Source organism: Psychromonas sp. (assembly GCF_047632995.1).
In the GTDB taxonomy this organism is placed as follows: domain Bacteria; phylum Pseudomonadota; class Gammaproteobacteria; order Enterobacterales; family Psychromonadaceae; genus Psychromonas.
The window spans coordinates 1-25,906 of the sequence record NZ_JBLIEK010000048.1 but is presented as its reverse complement, the minus strand read 5'-3'; the positions used below and the strand labels follow the sequence as shown (position 1 = coordinate 25,906).

At 42.8% G+C, this 25,906-nt stretch carries 23 protein-coding genes; all 23 read left to right on the top strand.

Going from position 1 to position 25,906, the window contains the following annotated elements; translation table 11 throughout:
- Positions 1 to 285 (top strand): phage protein (locus tag ACJAT7_RS10010; protein WP_415226664.1); only part of this gene is annotated, 285 nt, incomplete at its 5' end.
- Positions 286 to 314: 29 nt separating this feature from the next.
- A complete protein-coding gene (locus tag ACJAT7_RS10005; RefSeq protein ID WP_415226663.1) occupies positions 315 to 527 on the top strand; it encodes a TraR/DksA C4-type zinc finger protein in 213 nt (70 codons plus the stop codon).
- Positions 524 to 946: a DUF5675 family protein gene (locus ACJAT7_RS10000; RefSeq protein ID WP_415226662.1), complete on the top strand. Its 423-nt coding sequence runs from the start codon at positions 524 to 526 to the stop codon at positions 944 to 946. The genes ACJAT7_RS10005 and ACJAT7_RS10000 overlap by 4 nt, the downstream gene beginning before the upstream one ends.
- A gap of 2 nt (positions 947 to 948) precedes the next feature.
- Positions 949 to 1,533 carry a 3TM-type holin gene (locus ACJAT7_RS09995; protein ID WP_415226661.1) on the top strand — a complete coding sequence of 195 codons (585 nt, stop codon included), beginning with the start codon at positions 949 to 951 and terminating at the stop codon, positions 1,531 to 1,533.
- Positions 1,534 to 1,779 carry a hypothetical protein gene (locus tag ACJAT7_RS09990; protein WP_415226660.1) on the top strand — a complete coding sequence of 82 codons (246 nt, stop codon included), beginning with the start codon at positions 1,534 to 1,536 and terminating at the stop codon, positions 1,777 to 1,779.
- Complete coding sequence (locus ACJAT7_RS09985; RefSeq protein WP_415226659.1) at positions 1,779 to 2,057, top strand: putative phage tail assembly chaperone; 279 nt, start codon at positions 1,779 to 1,781, stop codon at positions 2,055 to 2,057. The genes ACJAT7_RS09990 and ACJAT7_RS09985 overlap by 1 nt, the downstream gene beginning before the upstream one ends.
- 62 nt (positions 2,058 to 2,119) lie before the next feature.
- A complete protein-coding gene (locus tag ACJAT7_RS09980; RefSeq protein ID WP_415226658.1) occupies positions 2,120 to 2,239 on the top strand; it encodes a DUF6890 family protein in 120 nt (39 codons plus the stop codon).
- Positions 2,236 to 4,026 carry a phage tail tape measure protein gene (locus ACJAT7_RS09975; RefSeq protein WP_415226657.1) on the top strand — a complete coding sequence of 597 codons (1,791 nt, stop codon included), beginning with the start codon at positions 2,236 to 2,238 and terminating at the stop codon, positions 4,024 to 4,026. Before ACJAT7_RS09980 ends, ACJAT7_RS09975 begins: the two co-directional genes overlap by 4 nt.
- Positions 4,016 to 4,339 (top strand): DUF2590 family protein, encoded by a 324-nt coding sequence (locus ACJAT7_RS09970; RefSeq protein ID WP_415226656.1) that lies wholly within the window; start codon positions 4,016 to 4,018, stop codon positions 4,337 to 4,339. Before ACJAT7_RS09975 ends, ACJAT7_RS09970 begins: the two co-directional genes overlap by 11 nt.
- Complete coding sequence (locus tag ACJAT7_RS09965; protein WP_415226655.1) at positions 4,336 to 5,535, top strand: baseplate J/gp47 family protein; 1,200 nt, start codon at positions 4,336 to 4,338, stop codon at positions 5,533 to 5,535. Before ACJAT7_RS09970 ends, ACJAT7_RS09965 begins: the two co-directional genes overlap by 4 nt.
- The gene (locus tag ACJAT7_RS09960) at positions 5,535 to 6,167 is read left to right on the top strand and encodes a phage tail protein (protein ID WP_415226654.1); all 633 of its coding nucleotides are present in this window, start codon (positions 5,535 to 5,537) and stop codon (positions 6,165 to 6,167) included. The genes ACJAT7_RS09965 and ACJAT7_RS09960 overlap by 1 nt, the downstream gene beginning before the upstream one ends.
- A gap of 23 nt (positions 6,168 to 6,190) precedes the next feature.
- Complete coding sequence (locus ACJAT7_RS09955; protein WP_415226653.1) at positions 6,191 to 8,170, top strand: phage tail protein; 1,980 nt, start codon at positions 6,191 to 6,193, stop codon at positions 8,168 to 8,170.
- A 1-nt stretch (position 8,171) separates the two neighbouring features.
- Complete coding sequence (locus ACJAT7_RS09950; RefSeq protein WP_415226652.1) at positions 8,172 to 9,059, top strand: hypothetical protein; 888 nt, start codon at positions 8,172 to 8,174, stop codon at positions 9,057 to 9,059.
- The gene (locus tag ACJAT7_RS09945) at positions 9,053 to 9,526 is read left to right on the top strand and encodes a DNA-binding protein (RefSeq protein ID WP_415226651.1); all 474 of its coding nucleotides are present in this window, start codon (positions 9,053 to 9,055) and stop codon (positions 9,524 to 9,526) included. Before ACJAT7_RS09950 ends, ACJAT7_RS09945 begins: the two co-directional genes overlap by 7 nt.
- On the top strand, positions 9,523 to 11,115 hold the full coding sequence (locus tag ACJAT7_RS09940) for a hypothetical protein (RefSeq protein WP_415226650.1): 1,593 nt from the start codon (positions 9,523 to 9,525) through the stop codon (positions 11,113 to 11,115). Before ACJAT7_RS09945 ends, ACJAT7_RS09940 begins: the two co-directional genes overlap by 4 nt.
- The gene (locus ACJAT7_RS09935; protein WP_415226649.1) at positions 11,115 to 11,312 is read left to right on the top strand and encodes a hypothetical protein; all 198 of its coding nucleotides are present in this window, start codon (positions 11,115 to 11,117) and stop codon (positions 11,310 to 11,312) included. Before ACJAT7_RS09940 ends, ACJAT7_RS09935 begins: the two co-directional genes overlap by 1 nt.
- An 856-nt stretch (positions 11,313 to 12,168) precedes the next feature.
- On the top strand, positions 12,169 to 12,864 hold the full coding sequence (locus ACJAT7_RS09930; RefSeq protein WP_415226648.1) for a type 1 glutamine amidotransferase domain-containing protein: 696 nt from the start codon (positions 12,169 to 12,171) through the stop codon (positions 12,862 to 12,864).
- Positions 12,865 to 12,942: 78 nt separating this feature from the next.
- Positions 12,943 to 14,100 carry an iron-containing alcohol dehydrogenase gene (locus ACJAT7_RS09925; protein ID WP_415226647.1) on the top strand — a complete coding sequence of 386 codons (1,158 nt, stop codon included), beginning with the start codon at positions 12,943 to 12,945 and terminating at the stop codon, positions 14,098 to 14,100.
- Positions 14,101 to 15,137: 1,037 nt separating this feature from the next.
- Positions 15,138 to 15,269: a transposase gene (locus ACJAT7_RS09920; RefSeq protein WP_415226666.1), complete on the top strand. Its 132-nt coding sequence runs from the start codon at positions 15,138 to 15,140 to the stop codon at positions 15,267 to 15,269.
- Positions 15,270 to 15,734: 465 nt separating this feature from the next.
- Positions 15,735 to 19,070 carry a thrombospondin type 3 repeat-containing protein gene (locus tag ACJAT7_RS09915; RefSeq protein WP_415226646.1) on the top strand — a complete coding sequence of 1,112 codons (3,336 nt, stop codon included), beginning with the start codon at positions 15,735 to 15,737 and terminating at the stop codon, positions 19,068 to 19,070.
- Between the two features lie 608 nt (positions 19,071 to 19,678).
- Entirely contained in the window at positions 19,679 to 20,182 is a 504-nt protein-coding gene (locus ACJAT7_RS09910) for a YopT-type cysteine protease domain-containing protein (RefSeq protein ID WP_415226645.1), read from the top strand.
- A gap of 915 nt (positions 20,183 to 21,097) precedes the next feature.
- A complete protein-coding gene (locus ACJAT7_RS09905) occupies positions 21,098 to 22,093 on the top strand; it encodes a transposase (protein WP_415226644.1) in 996 nt (331 codons plus the stop codon).
- Positions 22,094 to 23,095: 1,002 nt separating this feature from the next.
- The gene (locus tag ACJAT7_RS09900; RefSeq protein ID WP_415226665.1) at positions 23,096 to 25,147 is read left to right on the top strand and encodes a bifunctional 2',3'-cyclic-nucleotide 2'-phosphodiesterase/3'-nucleotidase; all 2,052 of its coding nucleotides are present in this window, start codon (positions 23,096 to 23,098) and stop codon (positions 25,145 to 25,147) included.
- Positions 25,148 to 25,906 lie beyond the last annotated feature (759 nt).

The following is a 25,906-nucleotide window of genomic DNA, read 5'->3' as shown; positions in this document are numbered from 1 at the left end:
TTGGATCTGAACAACTTTCGCAAGCTGCAGCAAAAAGCCCGTGAAGCTGGCAGCTTTCGCGGTGTCGAGCCCCATGACTGTATGTTTTACGCCAGCGCAGGCGAAGACGAAGATAAAATCGAACTCTTTGGCGTCAAGCTAGTCATTGCCGATTTACTCAGTGTTGATCCTGAATCTGCGGATAAAAGCACGCGCAAATTAAAAGGCTTTGTCACCAGCCCTCATTTTGTGCGCATTAACGATATTTCATATCTAAGCCCCGAAGACACACGCGGCTTGTTGTAGGCAGAAAGTATAAACAGAGAGTTAAGAAAATGGATAATTTGGACCACGCCAGCGCGCTTGAAATGAAACAGACACAAATGGCAATCAGCAGCCAGCAGCAAAGCAGCAAAAGCAAGTTTGTAGTAAGCGCTGTAAATTGTGTTGCATGTGATGAGGTTATCCCGTCAGCGCGCCGGCTTGCTATTCCCGGTTGTCAGTATTGTATCTATTGCCAGGCATTGGCAGAAAAAGGCAGATTATGAAGCACTATATTTTAAAACGACGTTATTTCAAACAGGGCACTTTTTCCTATTTATACCGCGAAGACGGCAGTGAAGTTTGCTGCATGGTTGAGCGCCCGGATTGTAACAATATCCCCTATGAATCTTGTGTCGTAGAAGGGACCTATGACCTGCTGCCGCATACTTCCCCGCATCACGGTGAATGTTATGCCCTGGTTGCCAAAGAGCTGGGCGTCACTATTTATGGCCCAAGTCTGCGCACGCATGTGCTGATTCATATCGCTAATACACCTGGTGAACTTGCCGGATGCTTAGCGCCGGGGGGAGATTTTGGTTATATCAACGGCCAGTGGGGCGTTATTAGCTCAACCGATGCATTTAACCCGCTAATGAAAGAGCTTGGCGGAAAACCAGCACGATTAACTATTCAAAAGGATTAATTATGTGGGATAGCATTAAATCACTGATCGGTAATAGCGCGCCAATTATAGGGACCTTAATTGGTGGCCCAGCAGGCACCGCCGTGGGCTCTATGGTCGCCAGCGCATTAGGGGTTGAAAATACACCCGCCGCTATCGAGCAGGAATTGCGAAACAATCCAGATGCATTAGTCAAGATTAAACAGCTTGAAAGTGACGAACGTATCGCCTTGAAAAAGTTGGCCTTTAAACATGCAGAGCTGGAAAGTGATGAACGTCAACTGGCGATAGTGCAGCAGAACGCCACCATGCAAGCAGAACTTGCCAGCAATGATGCCTATGTGCGCCGCTGGCGTCCTACTTTTGGTTATGCTGTTTGTCTGACGTGGACTTTATTATTTTTGGGTTTAACCGTTTCTATGGTGTTTTATCCTGAAAAGGCCGCCGCTTTAGTCACCAGCGTGGTTGCCTTAACGCCGCTCTTTACCATTGCGCTCAGTGTTTTAGGCATCAGTATTCACAAGCGCTCGCAGGATAAACAGGTAAGCGCCGGAAAAGACCCAGTGGGTATCGTTGCCGGACTTAAAAAAGCAATCAAAGGGGGCTAAATGGATCCAACCTGGATAAATGCATTAGTTACGCTCGCATCATTTTTAACGCTGCTAACCAGTATTTTAATCGGTTATCTGTTTCGGTTATCCAACGAACTGGCAACCTACAAAACACACGTAGCAGTAAACTACGCAACTAAGCCGGAAGTAAAAGATTTAACAGAACGCTTGGAACAGCAAATGCAAATCGGATTTGACCGACTTTATAACACATTGAACAACAACAATAAGAGAGCATCATAATGAGCAAAACAGCACTAGCAAAAGCGGTAATAGTAACAGTCGGCGATCATGATTTAGCGTTTGCGCCAACTGTTAAAGATCACAACAACTACACCAATGAGCTGACTATCGACAACAAAGTCGCGCCTGCCTACACCTTTTTGACTCGCACCGTTAAGCATGAGCAAAAAGAGCAATTAGTTGAACTGCTGGATACCGTGCCAGGTTTAGTTATGGAACTCTTTATGGAAGTAAATAAAGGGGCGAAAAACGGTATTAAAGTCAGTCTAAAAAACTAACTAGCAGGGTCGGGCAAATAGAGAAAAACGAGTATGAGCAAGCCCTGACCCTGCGCCGCCACTTGTTACCCAATGAGGATGACGAGCCGCAAAACTTAGCCCGCGCCATCTGGCTTGATGATCATCTTTATAAGCGGCAGGAAATCGCCGTTGCCAATGCCATAGGAAAATTATTTAAATGAGTATGGAACGATTATTAATGCAGATCGGTTTAGTTGATCAGGTAACCAGACCGTTGCGGGGCATAAGCAATCAAATTCAAAGTACCGTTGCCGCTGGCCGACAAGGTATGCAAAACATGGTGACGGGCGGCGCAGGGCTAGTGGCTGCAGGTTTTGCTATTCAAAATGCATTGATGCCTGCCATTGAGATGGACCGCAAAATGGGCGAGATGAAATCCCTTGGCGTGACCGACGATGCGCTAAAGCAGCTGGGGAAAACCGCCTTGGATTTTTCCGTGGATTACGGTAAAAGCGCCACTGAATTTGTGGGCGCGTCCTATGATATTCAATCTGCCATTGCCGGCTTAGATGGCGATGAGCTTTCCAAGTTTACACGCGCATCCGCCGTGCTTGCCGCTGCCACCAAAGCCGATACCGGTACTATTACCAGCTACATGGGCACCATGTATGGCATCTTTAAAAATCAAGCAAATGAGATGGGTAAGGGGGAGTGGGTTGAACAGGTTGCAGGCATGACCGCCAGCGCCGTGCAGATGTTTAAAACCACCGGTTCAGAAATGAGCAGCGCCTTTACCAGTATCGGCGCAGAGGCCACCTCGGTAGGGGTGGGAATGAACGAGCAAATGGCAATCCTTGGCACATTGCAGGCAACTATGTCAGGCAGTGAAGCCGGTACAAAATACCGCGCATTTTTGGGCGGTGTTGCAAAAGCACAAGATAAATTAAACCTCACCTTTACCGACAGTCAGGGGCAAATGCTGCCCATGCTCGATATCCTCGATAAATTAAAGGGCAAATACGGCGATACCATTTCAGTTGCAGAATCAGATGAACTTGCTAAAGCATTCGGTACCAAAGAAGCCACCGGCATGATCAAGTTATTAATGGCCGACACCGACGGACTGGGCGCAAGCATCGAAGCGTTAGGAAAAGTGCAGGGAATGAGCAAAGCAGAAGAGATGGCCGCCAGTATGACCGACCAGTGGAAGCGACTTACCGCCGTATCCTTTGCGCTGCGTGCCGCCGTTTTTGGCGCTGTCTTACCTGCGCTTAATTCCGTGGTAGGGACAATGGTCGACGGTATGAACGTGATCACCGAATGGGTGGGGGAGTTTCCTATTCTAGGTGAAATATTGGGTTATGTTGCCATTGCCGGGTTATCCCTTGGCGGCGTCGTAGCTGGATTATCATTAGCCCTCGGTATTGGCCAAATGATGTCAGCCGGATGGGCCTTAACCATGGGTACATTAAACGGCGCCTTTAGAATATTGCGCATCCAAACTATTTTAATGACCGCCGGCGCCTGGTTATTTAACGCCGCACTTTGGGCAAATCCTATCACTTGGGTTGTCGCCGGCATTATCGCCCTGGTCGCCGCCGTTGGCGCTGTGATCTATTACTGGGATGATCTGAAAGCCAGCTTTGGTGATACCGCCGTATTTAAGTTTTTAGCCGACACCATTGATTGGGTAATTGATAAATTAAACATGATCCCCGGTGTTAATATCGACTTTAAAGCCGGCGCAATGCCGACCACGCCGGACATTAAAGCCATGCAGGGCTCAGCGGGCGCACTGGCGGAAACTAGCACAGATTCAATTAACGTGGCTCCCTACAAAAAACCGCAAAATCAAACACCGCTGCCGCACAACATGGTGAAAAACGCATCCTCAAATTACAAATATGGCAATAGCAGCACCCGCACCTATGGCAACATTAATATCAGCACACAAAATGCCATGACCCCAGACCAGTTAGCCGAATGGAGTGAACTCGATGCCGGATAAAACGCAGATAGACATTATTGTCATCGATGGCGGCTGGCATTTAGATGCAGGTCAGCAGCCAACCCAATGTAGTGATTTAGTCAGTATTGCTCAGGATATAAAACACGCGATTATGGAGTCAGGACTTGCCCGCGAATTAATCGGCGAGCGCAACCCATCCCTGCGCGAAGATGTTTTAGTGCAGATTGAGCAATTAGCAGAGCAGGACGTCCGACTTATCCCCGGCACGGCAACGGTGAGTGAACAGTCTGCCGGGAATATTTTTTTAACCGCAGATGCCTATGAATTTGGCACCATAGAGGTAACAGTATGAGCAACAGACCCACGGCAGATTTTAAAGCAATATTGGCGCAATCCGGCATTCCCACCACAGAAGCCGAACTCGACGCTAAATTAAAAGAGCAGGTAACCGCCGCCGGCAGTAACTTATCCAATGACTCGAAAATGTCACCATTCTGGCGTTGGGTGCGTGCCGCCGTTATTACGCCAACACTCTGGTTAATTAACACCTTATTAGCCGGTTACGTCCTGCCTAATATGTTTGTGGCTACGGCGCAGCGCTGGTCATTAGAGCTAAAAGCATGGGAACTAAATGTCACCATTAAAGAAGCCGTGAAAACCATCGGCTATATCACCCTGACAAAAGCGAACGCCAGCGAAGCGGCAACTATTAACCAGGGCGCTATTATTCAAACCTTGCCCATTGATGGCATTATTTATAAATTGCAGGTATTAGCCGAAACCGTGATCGGCGTGGGGGAGGAAACCGGACAGGTATTAGTTGAAGCGACAGAGGCGGGCGCCGCCTATAACCTGTCAGCCGGTTATTTTAATATTCTACCCGAAGAAATCCCCGGCATTATTAGCGCCACTAATGCCCCCAACTGGATAACCATTTCCGGCGCTAATGCTGAAACCGACGAAGAGCTGGCGCTAAGGTTACAGAACGCATTCACCAGTTCCGGCGGCTGGCACATCGATGATGCTTATCGCTCAATTATTGCCAGCGTGGCCGGTATTCGTGCCGATAATATCTATTTTTTAAACACCGGTGAAATCACCCCGGGCAGTGCCACCGCTTATCTATTAATGGAAGTGGGCGCAACCCCGCAGGCAACCATTGACCTGTTAAATCTGCATATTACCGATGATAAAAACCACGGTCATGGCGACCTGTTAACCGTTTCCGCTATTCCTGAACAGCTTTATAGCATCACCGCTGACATTGTTTTAATAGAAAATTTAACCGATGAGCAGATAGCCGCACAATTAACCGCTGTTGAAGACCGCATTCGTGCCGCGTTTCGTGAAAGCGCCGCTTACTCTGACATCTCCCGCGCTAATCCAACCGGTCGTTTTAGCATCTCGAAAATGAACAGCGAAATACATATCAGTATGCCCCTGGTTAAATCCTTAAAAATAACCGTAGACGGTATTGTTCAGGATGACATTATCAGCGTTTTAAAACAGCCGCGCCTTAATACCCTTATCGTTGCGGAGGCCGTTTAATGACAGCGCCTAAACAGCCGAAAATCATAGTGCCATGGTGGCAGGACGGAAACACAACCAGCGAAGAAACCAAAGAGCCGCATTTTTTATCCAAAGGCGTAACGGCCTTTTTTAAACTGATAAAAAATTGGCTGCTCTTTCCGCTATCGCAAACCGCTCCCTTAACCTGCAGTGAGCCTCTGCTTAATCTCATGGCGTGGGACAGAGACATCAAACGCTTTGCCGACGAATCCTTAGCGCTGTTTAGAAAACGGGTTCAGTACGCCGCCATTAACGCTAAAGACGCCGGCAGTGTGGCTGGATTTAAAGAAATTTTTAATCGTTTGGATATAGGCGTCGTTGCCTTTAAAGAGCGGGAAAACGCTCTTGATTGGGATATCTGCACCATTGAACTAACAGATGGTGATATTTCTAATAACACAAAATTAATACAAACATTAATAGAACAATATGGGAGAACCTGCCGACGTTATCGTTTTGAAGTTACTTATCCATCGACATTGACCATTGCAAGTGGTGAATTTTCGCATAACTTTGCCAGTTTTTTAGCACAGCAAGAAAAATTAATAGCGTTAACAGTTAAACCCACTGCGATTGCGCATCAACAACAAATATTCATTGCCGCACTGTAGGCAAAACAAGAGGAGTTTTAACCATGAGTCAAACGGCAATACCACGCGAATTTGAGCGTTACTTACAAAATAAAATCAGTGTAGGTCAAGCACCAGACATGAATGAAATGATTTTTGCCTACATTCCCGGTTTAGACCTAGGCATCGAGATTGATCGCGATTTAGGTTTGCCGGATATCGCGTTATGGGTTCACCAGCAAGATATAGATCAAGTCGGTAAGCTCGGCAATAATGCCTTAGCATACTCTGTGGTTATTCCTGGTGCGGTGCCGGCAGTGACATTTAACGCCATTTATTTGCGCGATAAAAACGTGCCGAATTCATGTGGAATGGTGGTTCATAAAGTCGAAGAAACCAAAGAAGATGGCATGGCAAGCACCAAGTCATTAACCCAACAATACGATGGTGCCGCGCAGATGGCGGGCATTACTATTGATGCGCAAACCTGGCAAATTGACTATCAAGCCCGCTTATTCGGCATCGAAGAAGATCATCGTCTAACTTGTTTAGACAACTATGGCCACACCGCCTTTGTGAATGGCTTTGATGTAACTCAGGAAGCCGATCCGACAAAATACAAAATCACTCCCGGGTTGGTTTATCTTGGAGGCCTGCGTGCAGTATTAGAAAATGAAGTGCAGCAGACCATAACCAATAAACCAAACATGCTCTTTGTTGATGTCGTGCGTGAGGGGACTGTACTGTCCAAATGGTATAACCTGCTCACTATTACATTATCAGAAACGGAATTGGTTGATTATATTGATGTTAATGGCATGCAGCATTATGTTGCAAAGTTAGCGACAGTTAATGTAGCTGGTGCCATTACAGATGAGCGTATTAATTATGACAATAGTCAGCTAGTTATTGAGGAAAACACTCCAGTCGCTGCTAGTGCTAGTGCTTGTGTATGTTTTACTTTCGATGATGGGTATTTGTCACAATTACCGCTTGCTGATGAATTCGAGGCAAGAGGTGTGTTTTTTGGTTTAGCCTCTAACTCAATAGATGAATCGGGTTACATAAGTGCAGCGCAGGCGTTGGATTTAGAAGCCAGAGGATTTGAATTTTTTAATCATGGACTTTATCCACATCTAGATATGCGGGATGGTTCACCTACAACATATGCCCAAGCCCTTGCGGAAATCAATGGCGCACATAATTTATTGCTTGGGAAAGGTATAACCCCGAAAGGTTTTGTATCACCGATGAGCGAAATAAAACGCGAGTTTCTGCCTATCATTGATAACTTATACAGTATAGCGTACACAATTTATCAAGGATTATCAGCAGGCTCAGGCGACCCTGATATACAGGTGATTGACTCACCTGTATATGCGACAAAAATGTGCCGCGCATCTCTTTATCAGCATACCGTAGAAGAGTGTAAATTGATGATCGATAGAGCCATTGCCACCCAAGGTCTATTGACATTTTATGATCATGATCCCGCAGGGACTCAATATGCTATGTCTGCTTCTCAAGCAGATATTTTAGAAGTTTTGGATTATGCCATTGCTCAGGAGGTGCAGATAATACTGCCTAGTGAGGTGCCCGGTACGTTTGATGTCGAAAAAATTGGGGGCGGAATTTATTCACAAATAGAAGATGCTCAATTAATACCTAACAAATCATACACACAGTTACGATCGGAGTACGAGCAAGAAAGTAAAGACTGCGCTATTGCGTTCGATGGAACTATTTCCATAAAACGTTCAGGTGTGTATTTGTTTGAGATCGGAACAATGTTTGTCACTGGCGCGAGTACGCGCGTCATTACTACATTAGACATAGATAAAACAGGTAGTTACAGAAACAAGCATAATGGATATCACGCTGAGGGTGGTACCAGTGCAAGTTCATATAGTGGCATTAATTTTGCGCCGATAACACTAGTGAAAGGCCAAAAAGTAAATCCTACAATTCTTCAAGATTCAGGGGGGGATAAAGCAATATCTGGCGGACAACCCTATAGTTTTGTCAATGTGACCAAGGTTGGATAATATGTGGGAAAACTCCCTCCTAACCTGGCCGAACGCCGCACAGGTAATCCAGACCGCCGCAGAAGCAGTTACCGGACAGACCGGCGCCGAAATGCAAGCGGCCGCCGCACTGCTTGAAGCCAGAAAAAGCGATGCTAATTATAGCCGGCACCCGCTAAGCGTAGAGGCCGAGGCGCTTTTAGGGCTTCGCGCCGATCTGGATATATTGTTAAATCAGGGAACAGTATTAACCGCCTCGCCCTATCAATTTGAAGTGGGCAATATACAGCCATCTGGTGATTACCTTAACCCGCAGGCCGCCATTAAAACACTGGTCAATAAACTAGGCGATCACGTTGACCAAAACCGCCCCACGGGCAATTTATACGCAGTTGCAATTTTAGTCAGTGAATCACAGCTTAAGAGCTTTGCTGCAACTCTTAATAATTTAACCGCTGTTTTTCCTATGCCGGACTGGTGCCAGGTTGCACGGCAGGCCACGGCTTTATCCACCAATGCAGTGGATAAGTTATTTCAACCTGCAGCCATTATTCAGCCGCGCTTTAAACCACAGGCAAATATTAACGCTAATCCGCTGCGCCAACTGTTAAAGCAGCAGGGAAGCCAGCTAGCAACCTTGGAATCCTTAGCCAGCGACAAAACCAATGTGATCGATAAACTCAGCTTATTGGCCACAAAACGCAGCGCTAAGTTGGACGCAATAAGCGCGGCTATTAATGGCCTTAAAAGCCTGCCGGCCAGTGTTTGGAGTCTGCAATTAAGCGGCACGCCCTTAAGCATCGCCACCCAGTTAAATCAGGCCAGCGTTCCCAATAATAACCAATACACAGTTGCAAGTTTAATGCTCAGCCCGCAGCCATTAACCTTTTTTGGAGAGCTTTTATGTTAAGTCTTAATGGCGAAATAATTAAACTCGATGCCATGACTGTTGCCATGACCATGGAATTACAAGATAAAGACATGTCCGGCCAGTCCTCGGGCACTGACGCTGCCGAGCAGGGCGACAAAGGGAAAAAACTCACCTTTGCAGGTATTATCCCGTTTAAATCAGTGGAGACATTAACCAAACTTTATCAGCTGGCCTCCGCTCACGATGAAACTGACAGCCGCCAGATATACCGTATTGGCAGTGATATGGCCCGCGCCTTAAAAATACGCCAGGCAAAATTCACCGGCAGTATTACTGCTACCGAACACGGAGCGCTACTCGCTTGGCGCGTCTCCTTTGAGCTGCGCGAAGTCAACGGCGTAGCAGAGCAAAAAGAAATCCGTAAAAAACAGCAGACTAAACCAGAGCAGGAACAAAACACCCGCTTGCAGCAGGCGCTTAAGGATGCCGAGGAGACTGGCCTATGAAACTTGATAAACGACTTTATATTAATAATGACGAAGTGAAACTGGCCGCGCACTCAGTAAGTTTGAAATTATCATTAGGCGGCGTGGCTATATTTACGCTTTCAGATAATCAAGCCGTTGAAAAGCATCAGGCAGTGCGCTTTGATATCGGCTATAAAAACAATTTAAAACAGTTTTTTGAGGGATATATTGAAAAAATACAACCTGCAGAAAACGGCCATATAAAAATTACCGTCAAAGAAAACGCAGGCATATTATCCAACCGTTGCCCCATTAGCATTGAACACCCAACAATGCGCCAGCTATTTGCCGCTATAGCAGACAAAACCGGGTTAACATTCGATCTGCCGGAAAACGTGGATTATACCGATAAAATAATCCCAAATTTTGTTTGCTCCGGAACCGGCTATCAATGCCTGGCACAAATTGCCAAGGCCTTTGGCTTAACTGATCCAATCTGGTTTCAAAAGTTAGACCAGAGCGTTTTTTTTAGCGAGTTCCAAGACAGCCATTTTTATAATAAAAACGTTACCGTGCCGCTGGATTTAACCTCGCGCCGCTTTGGTGACAATATCACTTTCCCGCCGTTCCCAATGTTGCGCCCGGGCGCCATAATTAACGACCAGCGCATTACCCGCTTAGACTTAGCGGGGGACGAAATGACCGCCTACTGGTCAGCATCACCACATCAAGTGCCACCCAAAAAACGTGAAACATTAAATCACTTTCCAGAACTTGCCGCCGGATTCCATCTTCCAAAATTGGGAAGAGTCGAAGCCGCCCGCGATAATGCCCAAGCTGGACAAATAGCAGATCCATTTCGCCCCCGTTACGCAGTAGATGTGCAGATGCTTGATGAAAACCTGCAGCCAGATTTAAAAGTCCCCGTTTACCGTTCAATCCCAATGCCCGGACTTAGCTCCGGGTCCGGGTGTTCAGATTACCCGCTTGAGGGAACCGTTGTCGAAATCGCCTTTGCCTACGGGCGCAATGATTTACCTATTATTCGCGGGGTTTATGGTCGAGATTATGCGCTGCCAGATATCAAGCCGGGTGAACAGCTGCAACAGCAAAGGCAGGAAGTAAGCCGCAGAACAGATGCCGCCGGCAATACAACCGAGCAAACCGACCAAACGCAAAATCAGCGCGCCTTTGAAAAAAACGAGGCGGCAGATAGATACAAGGGCGAATTTGGTAAGCATCATTCAATTATTGATGAAAACAGCATTGAAGAAATAGTGGGTAAAAAAGTAATTGAAGCATTAGGCGCAATCGATCTATTAGCCGGTGACGATTTAACCTTAGGTGCATTGGGTAATATGCAAGTGGCCACCGCAGGGGAGTTAATAATAACAGTCGGAAAATTGCGCAATATCGTTGTTACCCTAGATGATAAATTAAAAGTAATGGGCAATAAAATTCAGACCATAGAAAAAGATTTAAACATAACAGCAAAAAACATCACCCAGGATGCAGATACAATTAAGTTGAACGGTGGAAAAGGCGTTTGTACAGGCGCGAGTATTTGTCCATTTATGGGTAAGCCGCATGTAGATGTATCAACAACCGTTTTTGCAGGTAAAAATTAATGTCATTAAGTAAATCGTCACTTAAACAAAAATTAGAAACAGAATTACAAGCCCAGGGCTTTGTACTAACTGGGGAGTTTGCAATGGCGAGTAAACTGGCCGAAGCCATTGCCAATGCGGTAGTTGATGAAATAACACAAAACGCACAAGTGGCGGTAACTGGTGGCAGCTCGGCAGGAACATATAAAGTTAGTTAATATTCAACAAAATCATCATGTGATTTATGCGGAAATAACTGATTATAAACTTGGCTGCATATGCAAATTTAGATGGTTTTACTTCGTGATCTATTGTTCTGATTGTACCGTACGCTGTCCGTGCGTTGCTTGTGCGGGATTTAACTTGTTATATATCAGGTAGTTGTAGTGATGGTTTCATAGTCGTGCCAGTATAAAGTGGGCTGTGCGGTGCTCTTTTTAAATGTTGATTTTTGTGATGAATTGCCCATGTTAGCCCTTGTATTTACTGTGTTTTTATTGAGTTAATCCCAAGAGATTAAGCTAAGAAACGGATCAGAGCAAGTCATTACGCTCAGACGTGCGCTGTTTGCTGGTGACGATTCCTGCTATTTTTAGGCGTTCCTCCTTGACGGCGTGTTAACGATGATAAGCCTAAATGCAGTTTTGCAGTTCGCGGGCGTTATGCTTCTTAACAACAAGAGAAAATAGGGCTCGCAGAGCTTTGGTGCTCATACCTCTGAACTGGCGTTCGATTCGCTCGTGTTCCCACTTGCTAAAAGAATTGATTGATCAAGAAAAACGTAAAGTAAGACGTTCGCCGAATTTGTTTGATTTATTTATAAAAAGGTTTGGATGTCTGTCTTTTTGTATTTGTCTTTTTGTTCTACTACCCGGGCAAAGACAATCATACTTTTGAGTTGCTCAAATGAAATATCCAGTATTTCTCTCTATTGGTAAACAGGGCACAACTGTATCAATTATTATAACAATGATTTCAATTGGGTCTGCATTGTTAAATTTTATACTCGGGCATACACTGGTCAGGTCAATTAATTACACACAACCTATTAAGATTAAATAAAGGAGCAAGCATATGAATGCTAAGAAAATATTAATGGTATTAACTTCACATGACAAACTGGGCGATACAGGTAATAAAACCGGGTTCTGGATAGAAGAGTTTGCCGCACCTTATTATATTTTTAAAGATGCAGGGGTCGAAATCACCCTAGCTTCACCAGCCGGTGGACAGCCACCTATCGATCCAACCAGTGATACCGAAGATTTTCAAAGTGACTCAACTCGACGTTTTGCCGAGGATAGCGACGCGCAGTTGCAATTAAAGAACACTAAAGTGTTAGCAACCCTTAATGAAGCGGATTACGACACTGTTTTCTACCCTGGTGGTCATGGCCCATTATGGGACTTGACGGAAAATAGTGATTCAATTAGCTTGATTGAATCATTTTTAGCTGCCGGCAAACCTGTTGCTGCCGTATGTCATGCTACTGCGGCGTTGCTGAATGTTAAAAGCCCTGATGGAGAGTTTGCAGTTAAAGGTAAAGTAGTTTCAGGTTTTACCAATAGCGAAGAAGAAGGCGTACAGTTAACCGATATTGTGCCTTTTTTATTGGAAGATGAACTTGTTAAACGCGGCGCAAAATATCAAAAAGGTGCCGATTGGTCAGCCTTTGCAGTACAGGATGGACTGATTATTTCGGGGCAAAATCCGGCTAGTTCAGCGTTGGTTGCAGAAAAATTAATGAAACAGCTAGCGACACAAAAGTAGCTTAAATACTAGCAAGTTAAATAAGAGCAACTTAAATTAAGTTGCTCTTGTACATTGCCAATAATAATAGGAAGCAATATGTTAAATTTCAGTTTTCAAAATCAGACACGTATTCATTTTGGTGAAGGTCAAATCGCGACACTCTCTACCGAAATACCAAAGGATGCCAAAGTATTAGTTGTTTATGGTGGTGGTTCCATAAAAAATAATGGCGTTTATGATCAGGTGGTCAATGCGTTAAAAGATCATACGTGGTTTGAATTTTCAGGTGTTGAGCCTAATCCAAAGTACGATACTTTAATGAAAGCGCAGGCTGTCATTAAAGAGCATGATATCGATTTTTTACTGGCTGTCGGCGGCGGTTCTGTGGCTGACGGTTGTAAATTTATTGCGGCAGCGGCGCTGTTTGCCGGCGATGATCCCTGGGATATTCTGGTCAAACAAGAACCGATAGAAAGTGCCTTACCTATCGGTGTTGTGCTTACCTTACCGGCAACCGGTTCAGAAACAAATACTAACGCCGTGGTAACACGTGACGGCAATAAATTACCCTTCTCAAGTGCTGCGGTGCGACCACAATTTGCTGTTTTAGATCCTGCGGTCACTTTGTCGTTATCGGATCGACAAATTAGTAACGGTGTAGTGGATGCGTTTATCCATACTATGGAGCAGTACCTTACCTATGGTGTTAACGCAAAAGTGCAGGATCGTTTTGCTGAAGGCTTATTACAAACCTTGATTGAAGAGGGGCCCAAAGCGCTACAACCAGAAACGAAAAATGATATTGAAGTACGCGCAAATATTATGTGGTCTGCCACTATGGCATTGAATGGTTTGATTGGTGCCGGTGTACCTCAGGATTGGGCTACCCATATGATAGGCCATGAACTGACGGGTGCTTACGAGATTGATCATGCCCGTACCCTGTCAATTGTTTTGCCTGCGGTAATGAAAGTGCGTCGGACAGCTAAACATGAAAAACTGCTGCAATATGCAGAGCGTGTTTGGCATATCACCCAGGGCAGTGAAGAGCAGAAAATTGATCAAGCTATCGCGTTAACGGAAGATTTTTTCCAGAAGATGGCGATGCCTGTCCGCTTGTCTGATATAGAGTTAGGCGCTGCAGATATCGATGTTCTAATGGCTAACTTGGAATCTCATGGCATGGTGGCACTCGGTGAAACGAAAGAAATTAACCTTGAAATCAGCCGCCAAATATTAGAACAAGCAAGTTAATCATTACTTTCTTTTTTTGATACTTTATTCGGGGATCTTTCAGCGCTGTTATGACTGAAAGACCTCCCGTCAGTGCTGATTTTAATCTCTTCAAAACTCCTCATTATTTAAGTCAACGACAATAAAAAATAATTATTCTGCTGTGATCGTACAAACACTTGCGGATATTGGGCGATAAGGCGAGTTTTTATTAACAGAAAATTTCAAAAAATGAATATGTCCTGTCTCTTATGTCTTCTAGTTTCACAATAACACCGTACGGAAATTGCCTAGCCGTTGCAGCTGAATTATTTGTTAAAGGGGCGCGGGGCAAATTGAACGGCAGTTAAGTTTTATGAGCGGATAAGCTCTGCGCATCCTGTTTTTAGCCCGCTTTGCTCTGAATAGTAATGTAGGTAGCCACATCGATTATTCGTAAGCCTTCGCTTGTGAGCGTTTTTCGTAACTTTCATTGTTGGAGTTTCGCCTTTGTCGGCGAGTCACTTTTTCTCAACAGCAAGAAAAAGTAACCAAAAAGTGCCGTTCCGAAACGTTTTTTTATCTTGCTAAATAAATCCCTTTTTAACGCACCAGCTCGGAACGCACATCCCTGTGCGTGCCGAGCTTAGTGGAAACAGAAGGGCACGCAGAGCTTTGCCCGCTCATCCCCTGAACTGGCGTTCAATTCGCTCGTGTTTCCACTTGCTAAAGGAATTGATTGATCAAGAAAAACGTACGGAAATTTCCGTAGCCGACTTGGTTTAGTTGCACTAGTATTTTGAATTTATAAAAAGATTTGGTTGTCCTCAACCGTTAATTACCATTCCATAATCCCCGCCCCGTCATTCCCGAGTTGTTTTATCGGGAATATCAGTTCCAGCCACACCATAAAAAATACAATTCTTAATAAGCCAAAGTTATGGATGTCCTCGATTTGCCTCCTCGACTTGCCGGACACTCAAAGCTTTTTATTATTACTCTGATCCCGTTTTTTGCGTTGACAGTCAAGATTAAAGACCTGACCCCATTGGTTGGCATTGGTTGGTGCGATTGAACCTGTGTTTGGTAATATTACCGTGAATAAAGGGATGAATAAATTCACGCTTCGCGGGCAAGATAAAGTGAATGCGCAATGGAAGATGTACTGTATTGTTCACAACATCGAGAAGTTAAGGAATAGTTTAGATTAACCTAAGGGCGAAGCCCTCATATCAAGAATAATCTTATTATTAGCCCCACAATCCTACTTATCACTCAATTTAATCATGTAGTTAGTGAAAAAATTAATAATCTATTTAATATCAAGTAAAAGTAGGTTAATGTGATTTTATTTTAATGAACAGGCTGAAAAGAGAAATTCTACAGCCTCGTTATAAGTATCAGTGTAATCATACAGCTATTACAAGAATACGCTTCTTTATCTGAGGCTGACGCAGAATATATTAAATATGATAGTCACGATTAAAATAATGAAAAAGACGGTTAATCGGGGAGGAAAAGGCATAAAACGACAAGGCCATTTTTATTTAAATTACTTTATAGCACCTTTTTTATTTTAGAAGTCAGGAGCTTACATATACGTCTTGGTAAATTTGGCCGTAGTGTTAGCTTGTTATTTACATAATGGAATATATATTGATTGGGGTATCACGAGTATGAAAATACGTTCGCGTTTCAAGAAAAGCTATCGGCTTGTTTTAGCTACACTGTTTTCAAGTGTTATTATTGGCTGTGGCGGCGGGAGTGGAGATAAAAATGATCAGTTTCGCTTAAATCAAAGCACGGTTCAATTTTCGGCGGTAGAAACTGATTATCGTCCGCTTTCAAAATCTGTGACCGGTAGTGTTATCGATGTTAATCAAAACGTTTATATTTTTGTTGATGCAAGCAATACTCGGTTGCTCGACGATGCGTATGTAAGTATGAGTGGCACATCGGGAACGCTTACATTTGAGCCAACATCGCCTTCTAACCTCACCGTTGGGAGCCATTCAGAAACCGTCAGAGTATCGGTGTGCTTTGACGCGAGCTGCCAATCTCACCTTAGTGGTAGCCCTGCCAATATCTCTGTAATGTATGATGTCTCAGCCGACCCTTTACTTTTTGACTCTGACGATGACGGGGTTCCCGATGTTGACGATGTATTTCCAAATAATGCGAATGAATCTTTTGATGCAGATAATGATGGGCTAGGGGATAACGAAGATCCCGATGCAGACAACGATGGTGTTGTCGATGAGGAAGATGCTTTGCCTCGAGATGCCACGGAGTCTCTCGATACGGATTTAGACGGTATTGGAAATAACGGCGATACCGACGACGACAACGATGGTGTAAGCGATAGCGAAGACGTCTTTCCGCTAGACGGTGCTGAGTGGAGCGATTTTGATGGCGATGCTCTTGGTGACAACACCGATACCGACGACGACAACGACACATATTTAGATGATGTCGATGCATTTCCTTTTAATGGATTGGAGTGGGCAGATAATGACGGAGACGGTGAAGGTGATAATGCCGATTTAAATGATGATAATGATTTTCTTGATGATGAAAATGATCCTTTCCCATATGATCCTTCTGCACCGGGCGTTCTGGTTTCGGTGAGTTCGGGTGTCGCGATTACTAATACCGAATCACGTTTTATTCTTTCCGGCTCGCAAATTAGTGAAAATGATAATTTTTATGTGAATGGTCAAGAAGCCACGATTAATATTTTATCGCCTACTCTGGTTGAATTGATTACGACGCCAACCGATTCGGGGGAGCTGGAAATTGCTATTCGTCATGACGATGTAAGCTATAAATCAAGTGTGTCGGTGACTGTGGTTGACCCTGTGTATTTTCCTTATTCGATTGTCAGCCGAGGAGGCTCGGTTAGCAAAGCCTATTATGATGCGACCCGTCAGGCTGTTTATTATCAAAACAACGCCTCATCTCAGTTGACGCAATTACGATATACCACTGGTGGTGGTTGGGATGACACATCGATTGCAATTGCGGACTTGCGGTCGTTTAGTTTAAATCACAATAATAATTTACTCGTGGCGATGACGAGCGACGAACTTGTCGAAATAGAAATGGACGATCTTTATATTGTTAATTCAGATATCGTTTCTGCGGGCTGGAATACGGTACTAAGCGATGGCGAATTTGATGTATTTGGTCGACTCACCATTGTGACTGATTATCAGGGAAGTGGTTCAACATCGATTTTGTCCGTCGATATGGATACTTTTGAAAGTGAATCAATCGCTAGTCTATATAATTCAGCAATTGCGTCCTCTTCGGATGGAAGTTTTATATTACTTGGTGAAAATGGATTGTCGCCTGTACAGCCGTTAGTAGAGTATCAGGCGGTTGAAGCTTTACTTCAGCCGGTTGGCGTGACTGCGAGTTATTCTAGCGCTTCTATCGATGCGACTGGCAACCGGATACTCGTTAATAATACTAATTTGTACGATCGTGAATTTGGTATTATTGCTCAATTAAATGCACCGACATGGATCCCTGCTTCTGATTTGAGTCATGATGGCAACTTTATTATTGCTGCCGATTTTGATGGCGGTTTGCATTACTTCGATGTGAGTGATTCTCGCAATGAATTGGTGACTCCTGCGTATTCAAGCACACTTGATGAAAGTGTTGGAACAGCAAGAAAGATCGTCATTTCGGATGATCAACTCACGGTTTTTGTCTTTGCTGAGAACAAAACTGTTGTCGTACCTGTTTGGCAGCTTATGGAAAATTCACTGGGTAGTAGTGAGGTTTGCCCTGCTGCTGGGTGTGGTGATGTCAACGTTGCAGAGGGCGTACCCTTACCGGGTGGCGAAGTTACGCCCCCCCCGGCCGATCAGGAACCTTCTCCGGCCGCGCATGTTTCTCCTGTATATGCAGCCCTAGGTGAAACCATTGAAGTGTTAATTACAGGCTCTGGGTTTGTGCCGGCATCGGTCGTCCAGTTTGATGATGTACTGGCCGAAAATATTCGTTATATCAGTGATGAAGTGCTCACTGCACGCGTTCCTGCCACCTTAGCAACCGGCGACTATATTGTGACGGTAGATGGGCACCAAGGAAATGCCCCCGTGTTTAGTATTATAGAGCAGCAAAGTATTACCGATAATTATTGGGCATTATCAGGTTACTTTAACGAGCTGTTATATGTTGCAGAACAGAACATACTTATTGGTGCCGATTCCTCTAACAATAATTTGGTTCGTATTGACCTGAGTAATAACTCAATTACGACGCAATCTGTTATTAATCTTTCTGATGTCACCTGGTGCCAAGAAGATGGCAATTTATATGCGGCAACAGGCAATGCGGTACATCACTATGATATTGATACTTTAGATTTTGTCGATGAAGTTCTTTTTGTCACCGTGGATCGACTTGAGTGTGTGGCAGAGAATAAATTGCTTCTTACTTCGGAAAATCAATGGGAGTATTTTCAGCTATTAGATATAGAAGCAAGCAGTTTGTTAAGTTCAAGCGAATTTGCTGGCTACCCTTCCGGTAGTTTATATAGCCCAACTGTTGATGGGGTTTCTAGAAGGGGAGATGTTGTTATTTTTGGCGAGAGCGGTATTTCTTCACCCGACCGCGCTGTTTTTAACCCTTACAATTTATCATATGCTCTGTTACCCAATAGTGGCAGCTTCACAACGAGTAGTTGGAGCGCCGATGGTGATATAGGAATTATCAATAACGTGAGTATTGTGAATGATTCCCTTTCTGAATTGGCGGATGTTACAGATCTTGATCTGGGTTACCCCACTGCGTCAGCAGTCACTCCAAGTGGTAACTATGTCTATGCAGTAATTGATTCAACGATATACCGCATCAGCGTGTCTGATGCCGGGCTCTCGGTCGTCGATACCTATGAGATAACAGAAGGCATTGGCTTTGTTCGACGCGTTACGACCAGCCTCGATGGTAAAACAGTTTTTGCAGCCGGTGCAAATGGCATTATTGCTGTGAATATGTAAGGGCAAAAAGGAAAAACTAAAAGGCAACAAAGGCACAAAGGCCAAAGGCAAAGGCAGGACACCCAAACCTTTTTATTGACCGAGATCAGTAAAAAGGTTTGGGTGTCCCCGATTTTGTGTGGGTGTCCCCGATTTTGTAGGTTAGAAATAGATGGCTGGATAGGTGACTTATCAATTTTTAGAATTGCTTATCAGTTACAAGGACAGAGTGTTTTAAAGGATTTTGTAATTTCAAATTTTGGTCATGGAAGAGAAACTGTCATAACTCCTAAAGATGATCTTCTTATTGGGCTTAAATACAAGCCGAAGTATGTTCTTAATGAGAAACAGATTGACGGTTTAAGGGCTGGCTTAATGCATCAAATAAAACAGGGTATTTAAAAAGGCGTTGAAATCGGACACTAAAACAGGGCGCAATTTTTGCAAAAAGACCGCAAAAATATTGCCCAATTTCATCGCCGTTTAACGCGGTGTTATGAGCTATCAACTATCAACATTCAAACAACACTTAAAGGAGAATTATTATTAGTAACTTCAACCAGTTCAAAGATTTGGTAACAAGTCATGGTGGCAAAGTAAGAAAATTTGATCAAGGAGCCGGACTGAGTATGAGATGGGCTAGTATGCAAACTGGGAAAAAAGCTCAAGATGGAGTTTGTGCAGGACTATCAATAGCTTTTTTAGGGCTTAATAGATTGCCTGACGCAAAGAATCTAATGGATGCTAAAGATACTCATTTGGAAAAAGGTGTTCTTGTTTATGCTGAGCGAATAGCCCAATTCGGTGGCAACTACAGTGAAGGACTTTCAGGTGTTGATGTAGCTTTATCAAAGGTATCTATGGCAAGAAATTCGACGCTTATAAAGTGCCAAACTCCTGCCGGTATAGCTAAAACGTCTCTTAAAAGCCCTTCAGGACGATCCATTATTAAGGTTAAAGATCACGCTTGCGCAGCAATTACAAATAAGTCTGAGAATAATTTTATTTTTTTTGATCCTAACTTTGGTTTTGCACAATTTAACAGTAGTTTAAAATATGCCCTTTTTGTTAAAGAGTTTTTTGGTTTGGGATTATATGGGCACACTATTTTCGATTTAATCTATGTAAATTAGTATATTTGCAAGTTTCAACTGTAGAAAGCTTTCAATGTGCAATGTGAACCTGCAATGGAAAGTCTCACATAACTGATAAGGATAGGTCGTGTGAGCAATGCGAACCACGACTTAATCTATTGTTGGACAAGTCCGGCATGTTGGCACGCTCTATGCGATTAGTAAACATATTCGATGAAGTGTATTTTGCAGGAAATACTTGAGGACATATATCGCTACTAATTGAGGACAGCCAGTGCGCCGAGATAAATCGGTAGAAGATTAAAGGTGTAATTCCTTAGTTCGGTAAGGTTAGCGAACCGCCGAAACCCCGAGTCATGGGCTTTGCATCGTAAGGTGTCGAGTTAAGCGTTGACAGGGGAAGCCATAGGCTGAGTATTGAGCTGCGAAATCATAATTAAGAGTGCTGACCTTGTTGGCTGAAAGAGAAGGCAATACTATAAATGACAAAACCATTATTGGTATCGCTAGTCATCTATAGGCTCTTCGCAGTCATAAGACCTTGTGCATGTGGTGATGTCTTTTATGCGGAACTCGGGAGATCCAGCTCGTTGTTTGTTAAATAAACAGTTTATTGGGAAGCCGAATTGGCGTAGCCAATAAATATAACGGGTTGGAAGTCAGACAAATCCATAATAGTGAAGAAGCCTACGAACAAAACATTGATGAGAGTTAGTGTGGCGGAGCGGGTGGAGCGAAGGGATTTGACAGAGAGAAAGTCATTCAACAGGAGTAAGACCATGACACAGCGCATGGAAGGATTGCTACCTTGCTTGGACCGACTAGGGGAGATGGCAAAACACAACAAGACACTGCAATTCAACAGAACTTGAGGACAGCCATACCTTTTTGACGGATTGTGAATTTATACCTACTATATAACCAGAGGTTTTATAAACATAAGTAGAGGTAAATATGACGCAATCACGGTCTTCGTTAATTTCGCTTGTCGATACACCTTATTACCACTGTATTTCTCGTTGTGTTCGTCGTGCATTCTTGTGCGGTGAAGATCAATATAGCGGAAAAAACTTTTCACATCGGCGTCAATGGATGGTTGAGCGCATCCGTCAACTCAGTGATATTTTTGCGATTAATGTCTGCGCTTATTCGATCATGTCTAATCACTATCATCTTGTTTTACATGCCAATGAAGTCGAAATAGAAGCATGCTCAGATGAGGATATCTGCAATCGCTGGCATCAACTTTATTCTGGTTCGTCCATTGTATCTCGTTGGCTAAAAGGGGAGTTAACCAGTGATGCTGAAATTACTATGGCATTGGAGGTGATCGCTAGATGGCGACGTCGTTTAGTTGATATTTCTTGGTTTATGCGTTCATTAAATGAATTTATCGCCCGTAAAGCCAATAAAGAGGATAACTGTAAGGGGCGGTTCTGGGAAGGGCGGTTTAAATCTCAAGCATTATTGGATGAAAAAGCTCTATTAACCTGCATGGCGTATGTTGATTTAAATCCGGTGCGCGCGAAAATGGCTGAAAGTGTAGAGCAATCAGAATATACATCAGTTTTTGAGCGTATTCATGGCAGTTGTTGTGAGCAAGAAAAAGCTTGCTCAGATATGACGAGTAAACCCTTATTCGGCTTTGTAGCAGGAGAATGTAACGAGCAGCCGCAAGGCATTCCCTATGCTTTCATCGACTATTTCGAGCTTGTTGATTGGACTGGACGGGTTGTCAGTGAGGATAAACGCGGTGCAATAAGTGCGAAAACACCATGCTTACTTAGCGTGCTTGGTTTAGATAGTGAAACATGGTTAGAATTAGCCAGCAGTTTTGGTAAAAATTATCATGGAGCAGTCGGCTCGCTTGATGAGCTTGCATTGTTTGCCGAACATACTGGTAAACGCTGGATATCAGGCAAAACCAAATTACAGCAAATGCTGCATTAAAAGTCATTGTTAACAATCTACCCGTTCAATTAGCACCTTGCTAAGGGATGCTGATGTATTAATCTCTTCAAAACGCCTCATTATTTAACTGAATCACAATGAAAATATTTATTCTGTTGTGGTCGCACAAATACTCGATCATATTTGGTGATAATGTGAGTTTTTATTAACAGAAAATTTCAAAAAAAGAATTGGCTGTCCTGCCTTTTTTTCATTTAGTCCTGACTTTTTGTTTGCCTTTTTGCTTTTACCGGTTGACAGTAAGCAAAAATAGCGATGAGTAATCACATCATCAGGTGCAACAATAAAACCATACACAGATTCTAGTTTCATGGTGGAGAATGACGATTTTTGAGCTTCAATAGGGAGTTGTTAGTATTTTGTTAAATTTACTTTTGATGTAAAATTAATAAATTTATTTTTAACTTTCATCTTTTTATTTATGGCTGTTATGCTTCGGTTATTTTATCCCAATTCAACACTTCAAGATTTAAACATCAAATTACAATTAAATATTTGTATGTTTATTTTATTTTGAAAAGCAATTAATCCCTTATAAACAATTGGTTACGGTCGCACTGTGCTGTTTAAAACACCAAGAACAACACGTTTTGTGAACTGGTTGGCGAAGGGTGTTTGTAAATTATATTATTGGTGTTTAGCTCACACTTTCTATTCTTATCATTACATAAGCTACTTTCCATTAACGAGAAACTAAAATGTAAAATTTTGTTTTTACTCTGTTTGTTAATTTTATTGTTAGATTATTATAGCATTTTTTATTTTATGAATTATCAAGATAAAGCAGTTTCAAACACAATCTTGTTCTATCAAAAATGACAAATGATGTATCTAAATATGAAATTTCCTAAAAGTTAATTTCATCACTGGCACCATTAACATGGTGATGTGTAAAGCGCTAACCAAGGGATGAAATTGATCAATACTTGGTTAATAAACTTTCTAAGAAGGTCTTTAATAAAAATAATGAAAAGGAATAATATTTTGAATAAAACTCTTTTAGCAGTGTTAATTTCATCAGCAATTGGACTTGCTGGCTGCAACAACCCTTCGACCTATTCAGCAAAATTACGTGTACTTGAAACGTCAGATATCCATGCGAATATCATGGATTATGATTATTACCAGAGTAAAGAAGATATCACTATCGGCTTAGCACGTACTGCAAGCCTTGTGAAATCGGCTCGCACAGAGGTTGCTAATACTCTGCTTGTGGATAACGGTGATTTGCTTCAAGGTAGCCCAATGGGTGACTACGTAGCGAGTGAATTTAAAAAGGGTAATGAGTTTGTCACTCATCCGGCTCATAAAGCGATGAACTTACTTGATTATGAAGTAGGGAACATTGGTAACCATGAATTTAACTATGGTTTAGATTTCCTTCAAAAAGCGATTAAAGGCGCTAATTTCCCTTATATTAACGCCAATGTATATTGTAAATCTGACTGTTGGCAGGATAAAAAAGAAGGTGAAAACCTCTTTACGCCATACATAATTAAAACGACCAACATTGTTGATAGCGAAGGCGAAGCACGTACCATCAATATTGGTTACATCGGTTTTGTTCCTCCTCAGATATTACAATGGGACAAACAAAACCTTGAAGGTAAAGTAACTACCAAAGGTATCGTAGAAAGCGCACAAAAATTTATTCCTGAAATGAAAGCAAATGGCGCAGATATTATCATTGCCATTCCGCATTCAGGTATTGGGTCAAGTGAGAATCCTGGCGATGTAAATGCTGAAAATGCAACTTATGCGTTAACAACGGTTGAAGGTATTGATGCGATTATGTTTGGCCATAGCCATTCTGTTTTCCCAAGTGCGCAGTTTGAAAATGTAGCAAATGTTGATATTGAAAATGGATTAATTAACGGTATTCCTGCTGTTATGCCTGGGCGCTGGGGTGATAACCTTGGTGTTATTGATTTTACTCTTGAATATAGCGATGAAAAATGGACGGTTAGCAGTGCCAAAGCTGAAGCTCGCCAAATATACGAACGTAATGAAGCGGGCACAAAAGTTGCTACTGTTTATGCAGATAAAGACATTCAAGATGCGGTAGAAATAGATCACAATGAAACACTTAGGTTTGTTAATGCACCAATCGGTAAAGCAACAGACCCTATGTACAGCTTCCTGACGCTGGTACAAGATGATCCTTCGGTTCAAATCGTATCGAATGCGCAAATGAAATATGTGCAAGCCCAGATTGCATATTCAGATAATGAGTCACTAAAAGATCTACCCGTATTATCTGCGGCCGCACCATTTAAAGCGGGGGGACGTCATAGTGCCGCGTCTGATGTTGACTCTTACGTGCAAGTTGCAAGTGGTGATTTATCCTATAAGAATGCAGCTGATTTATACCTTTACCCAAACACAGTGGTTGCGCTTAAAATAACTGGGGCGGATCTAAAAAATTGGCTTGAATGTAGTGCCAATCAGTTTAACCAAATTGACCCAAATAGCACCGCTGCTCAATCTTTGATCAATTGGGATACTCACCGTACCTATAACTTTGACGTGATTGACGGTGTAACTTATAAAGTCGATGTAACTCAACCAAGTAAGTATGATGGTGATTGTGCGGTGATCAACGCAGGTGCAAACCGTATTGTTGATTTAACTTATACTGATGCAGATAACAATGCGATGAGCGGAAATGCGTTGATGGCGCAAGAGTTTATTGTTGCGACAAACAACTACCGTGCATTTGGTGGTAAGTTTGCGGGTACCGGTGCTGACTATGTTGTCATGGAACAACCTGATACTAACCGTGATGTTTTAGCGGCTTATATTACTGCTGAAACAGCGGCTAATGACGCTGTGGATCCTTCTGCTGATTACAATTGGGGCTTCTTGGATATCACTAGCTCAGTCGCATTAGATATTCGTTTTGAAACCCAAGATAGTGCAACGGCAGATAGTTTTATCAGTACTTACAATGAGCGTCCAATGACTAAATTGGCGGATCAAGATGATCTTGGTTTTGCTGTATACAAGATTGATTTAACAACACCTCAGCCATAAAATATGACTGTAAACAAAGCCTCTTAGGAGGCTTTTTTCACAACAATATCATTATAAATTTTAATGTGAATTTATAATGATATTGTTGTAAATTGAGGAGCGCAACAGTACTTGTGGGGGCTAAGGCCTAGGATGATATTGGATGTTGTGGTTATTAGAGCGTGATTGGCTTCGCCAAATTCAACTTGTGAACTGTCCTTAAATACAATTACCTGCTTTATTTATAATTAAAAAAGACAGGGTTCTTTGACTCTGGAAATAATTGCACTGCGTTTGTTTTCAATCAAAGATCGCAAAGATCCACTTTATTCCCCTTTTTTGTGTTCAGCTGAATCGTGTGGATATGAAATAAAAACTCTTTGAGGAACCATCTGTAGAAACCTTATATAAGTTTGCGAATTATAAAATGCACCAATTACAATGGGACAATTATTGATTGGAGGCATAACAGCTTTATAAGCACCACTTTGCACGAAAGCCGCGATACTATTAATTTGCGCTAATGGGGTCAGGTCTTTAATCTTGATCGTTAAACAATTAGAACTAGGTCTTTAGTTTTTAATTTTAATAAAAATGAATAAAAACAAAGGAAAACCACTTTTTTATTTTATCGGCAACTCAATATTAGAACGCAAAACCAATGCGGCTACGGAAATTTCCGTACATTTTTCTTGTTTGCTCGATGACTTTAGCAAGTGAAATCGTGGATGATTTCACTAGGTTCGGCACGCACAGGGATGTGCGTTCCGAGCCGGTGCG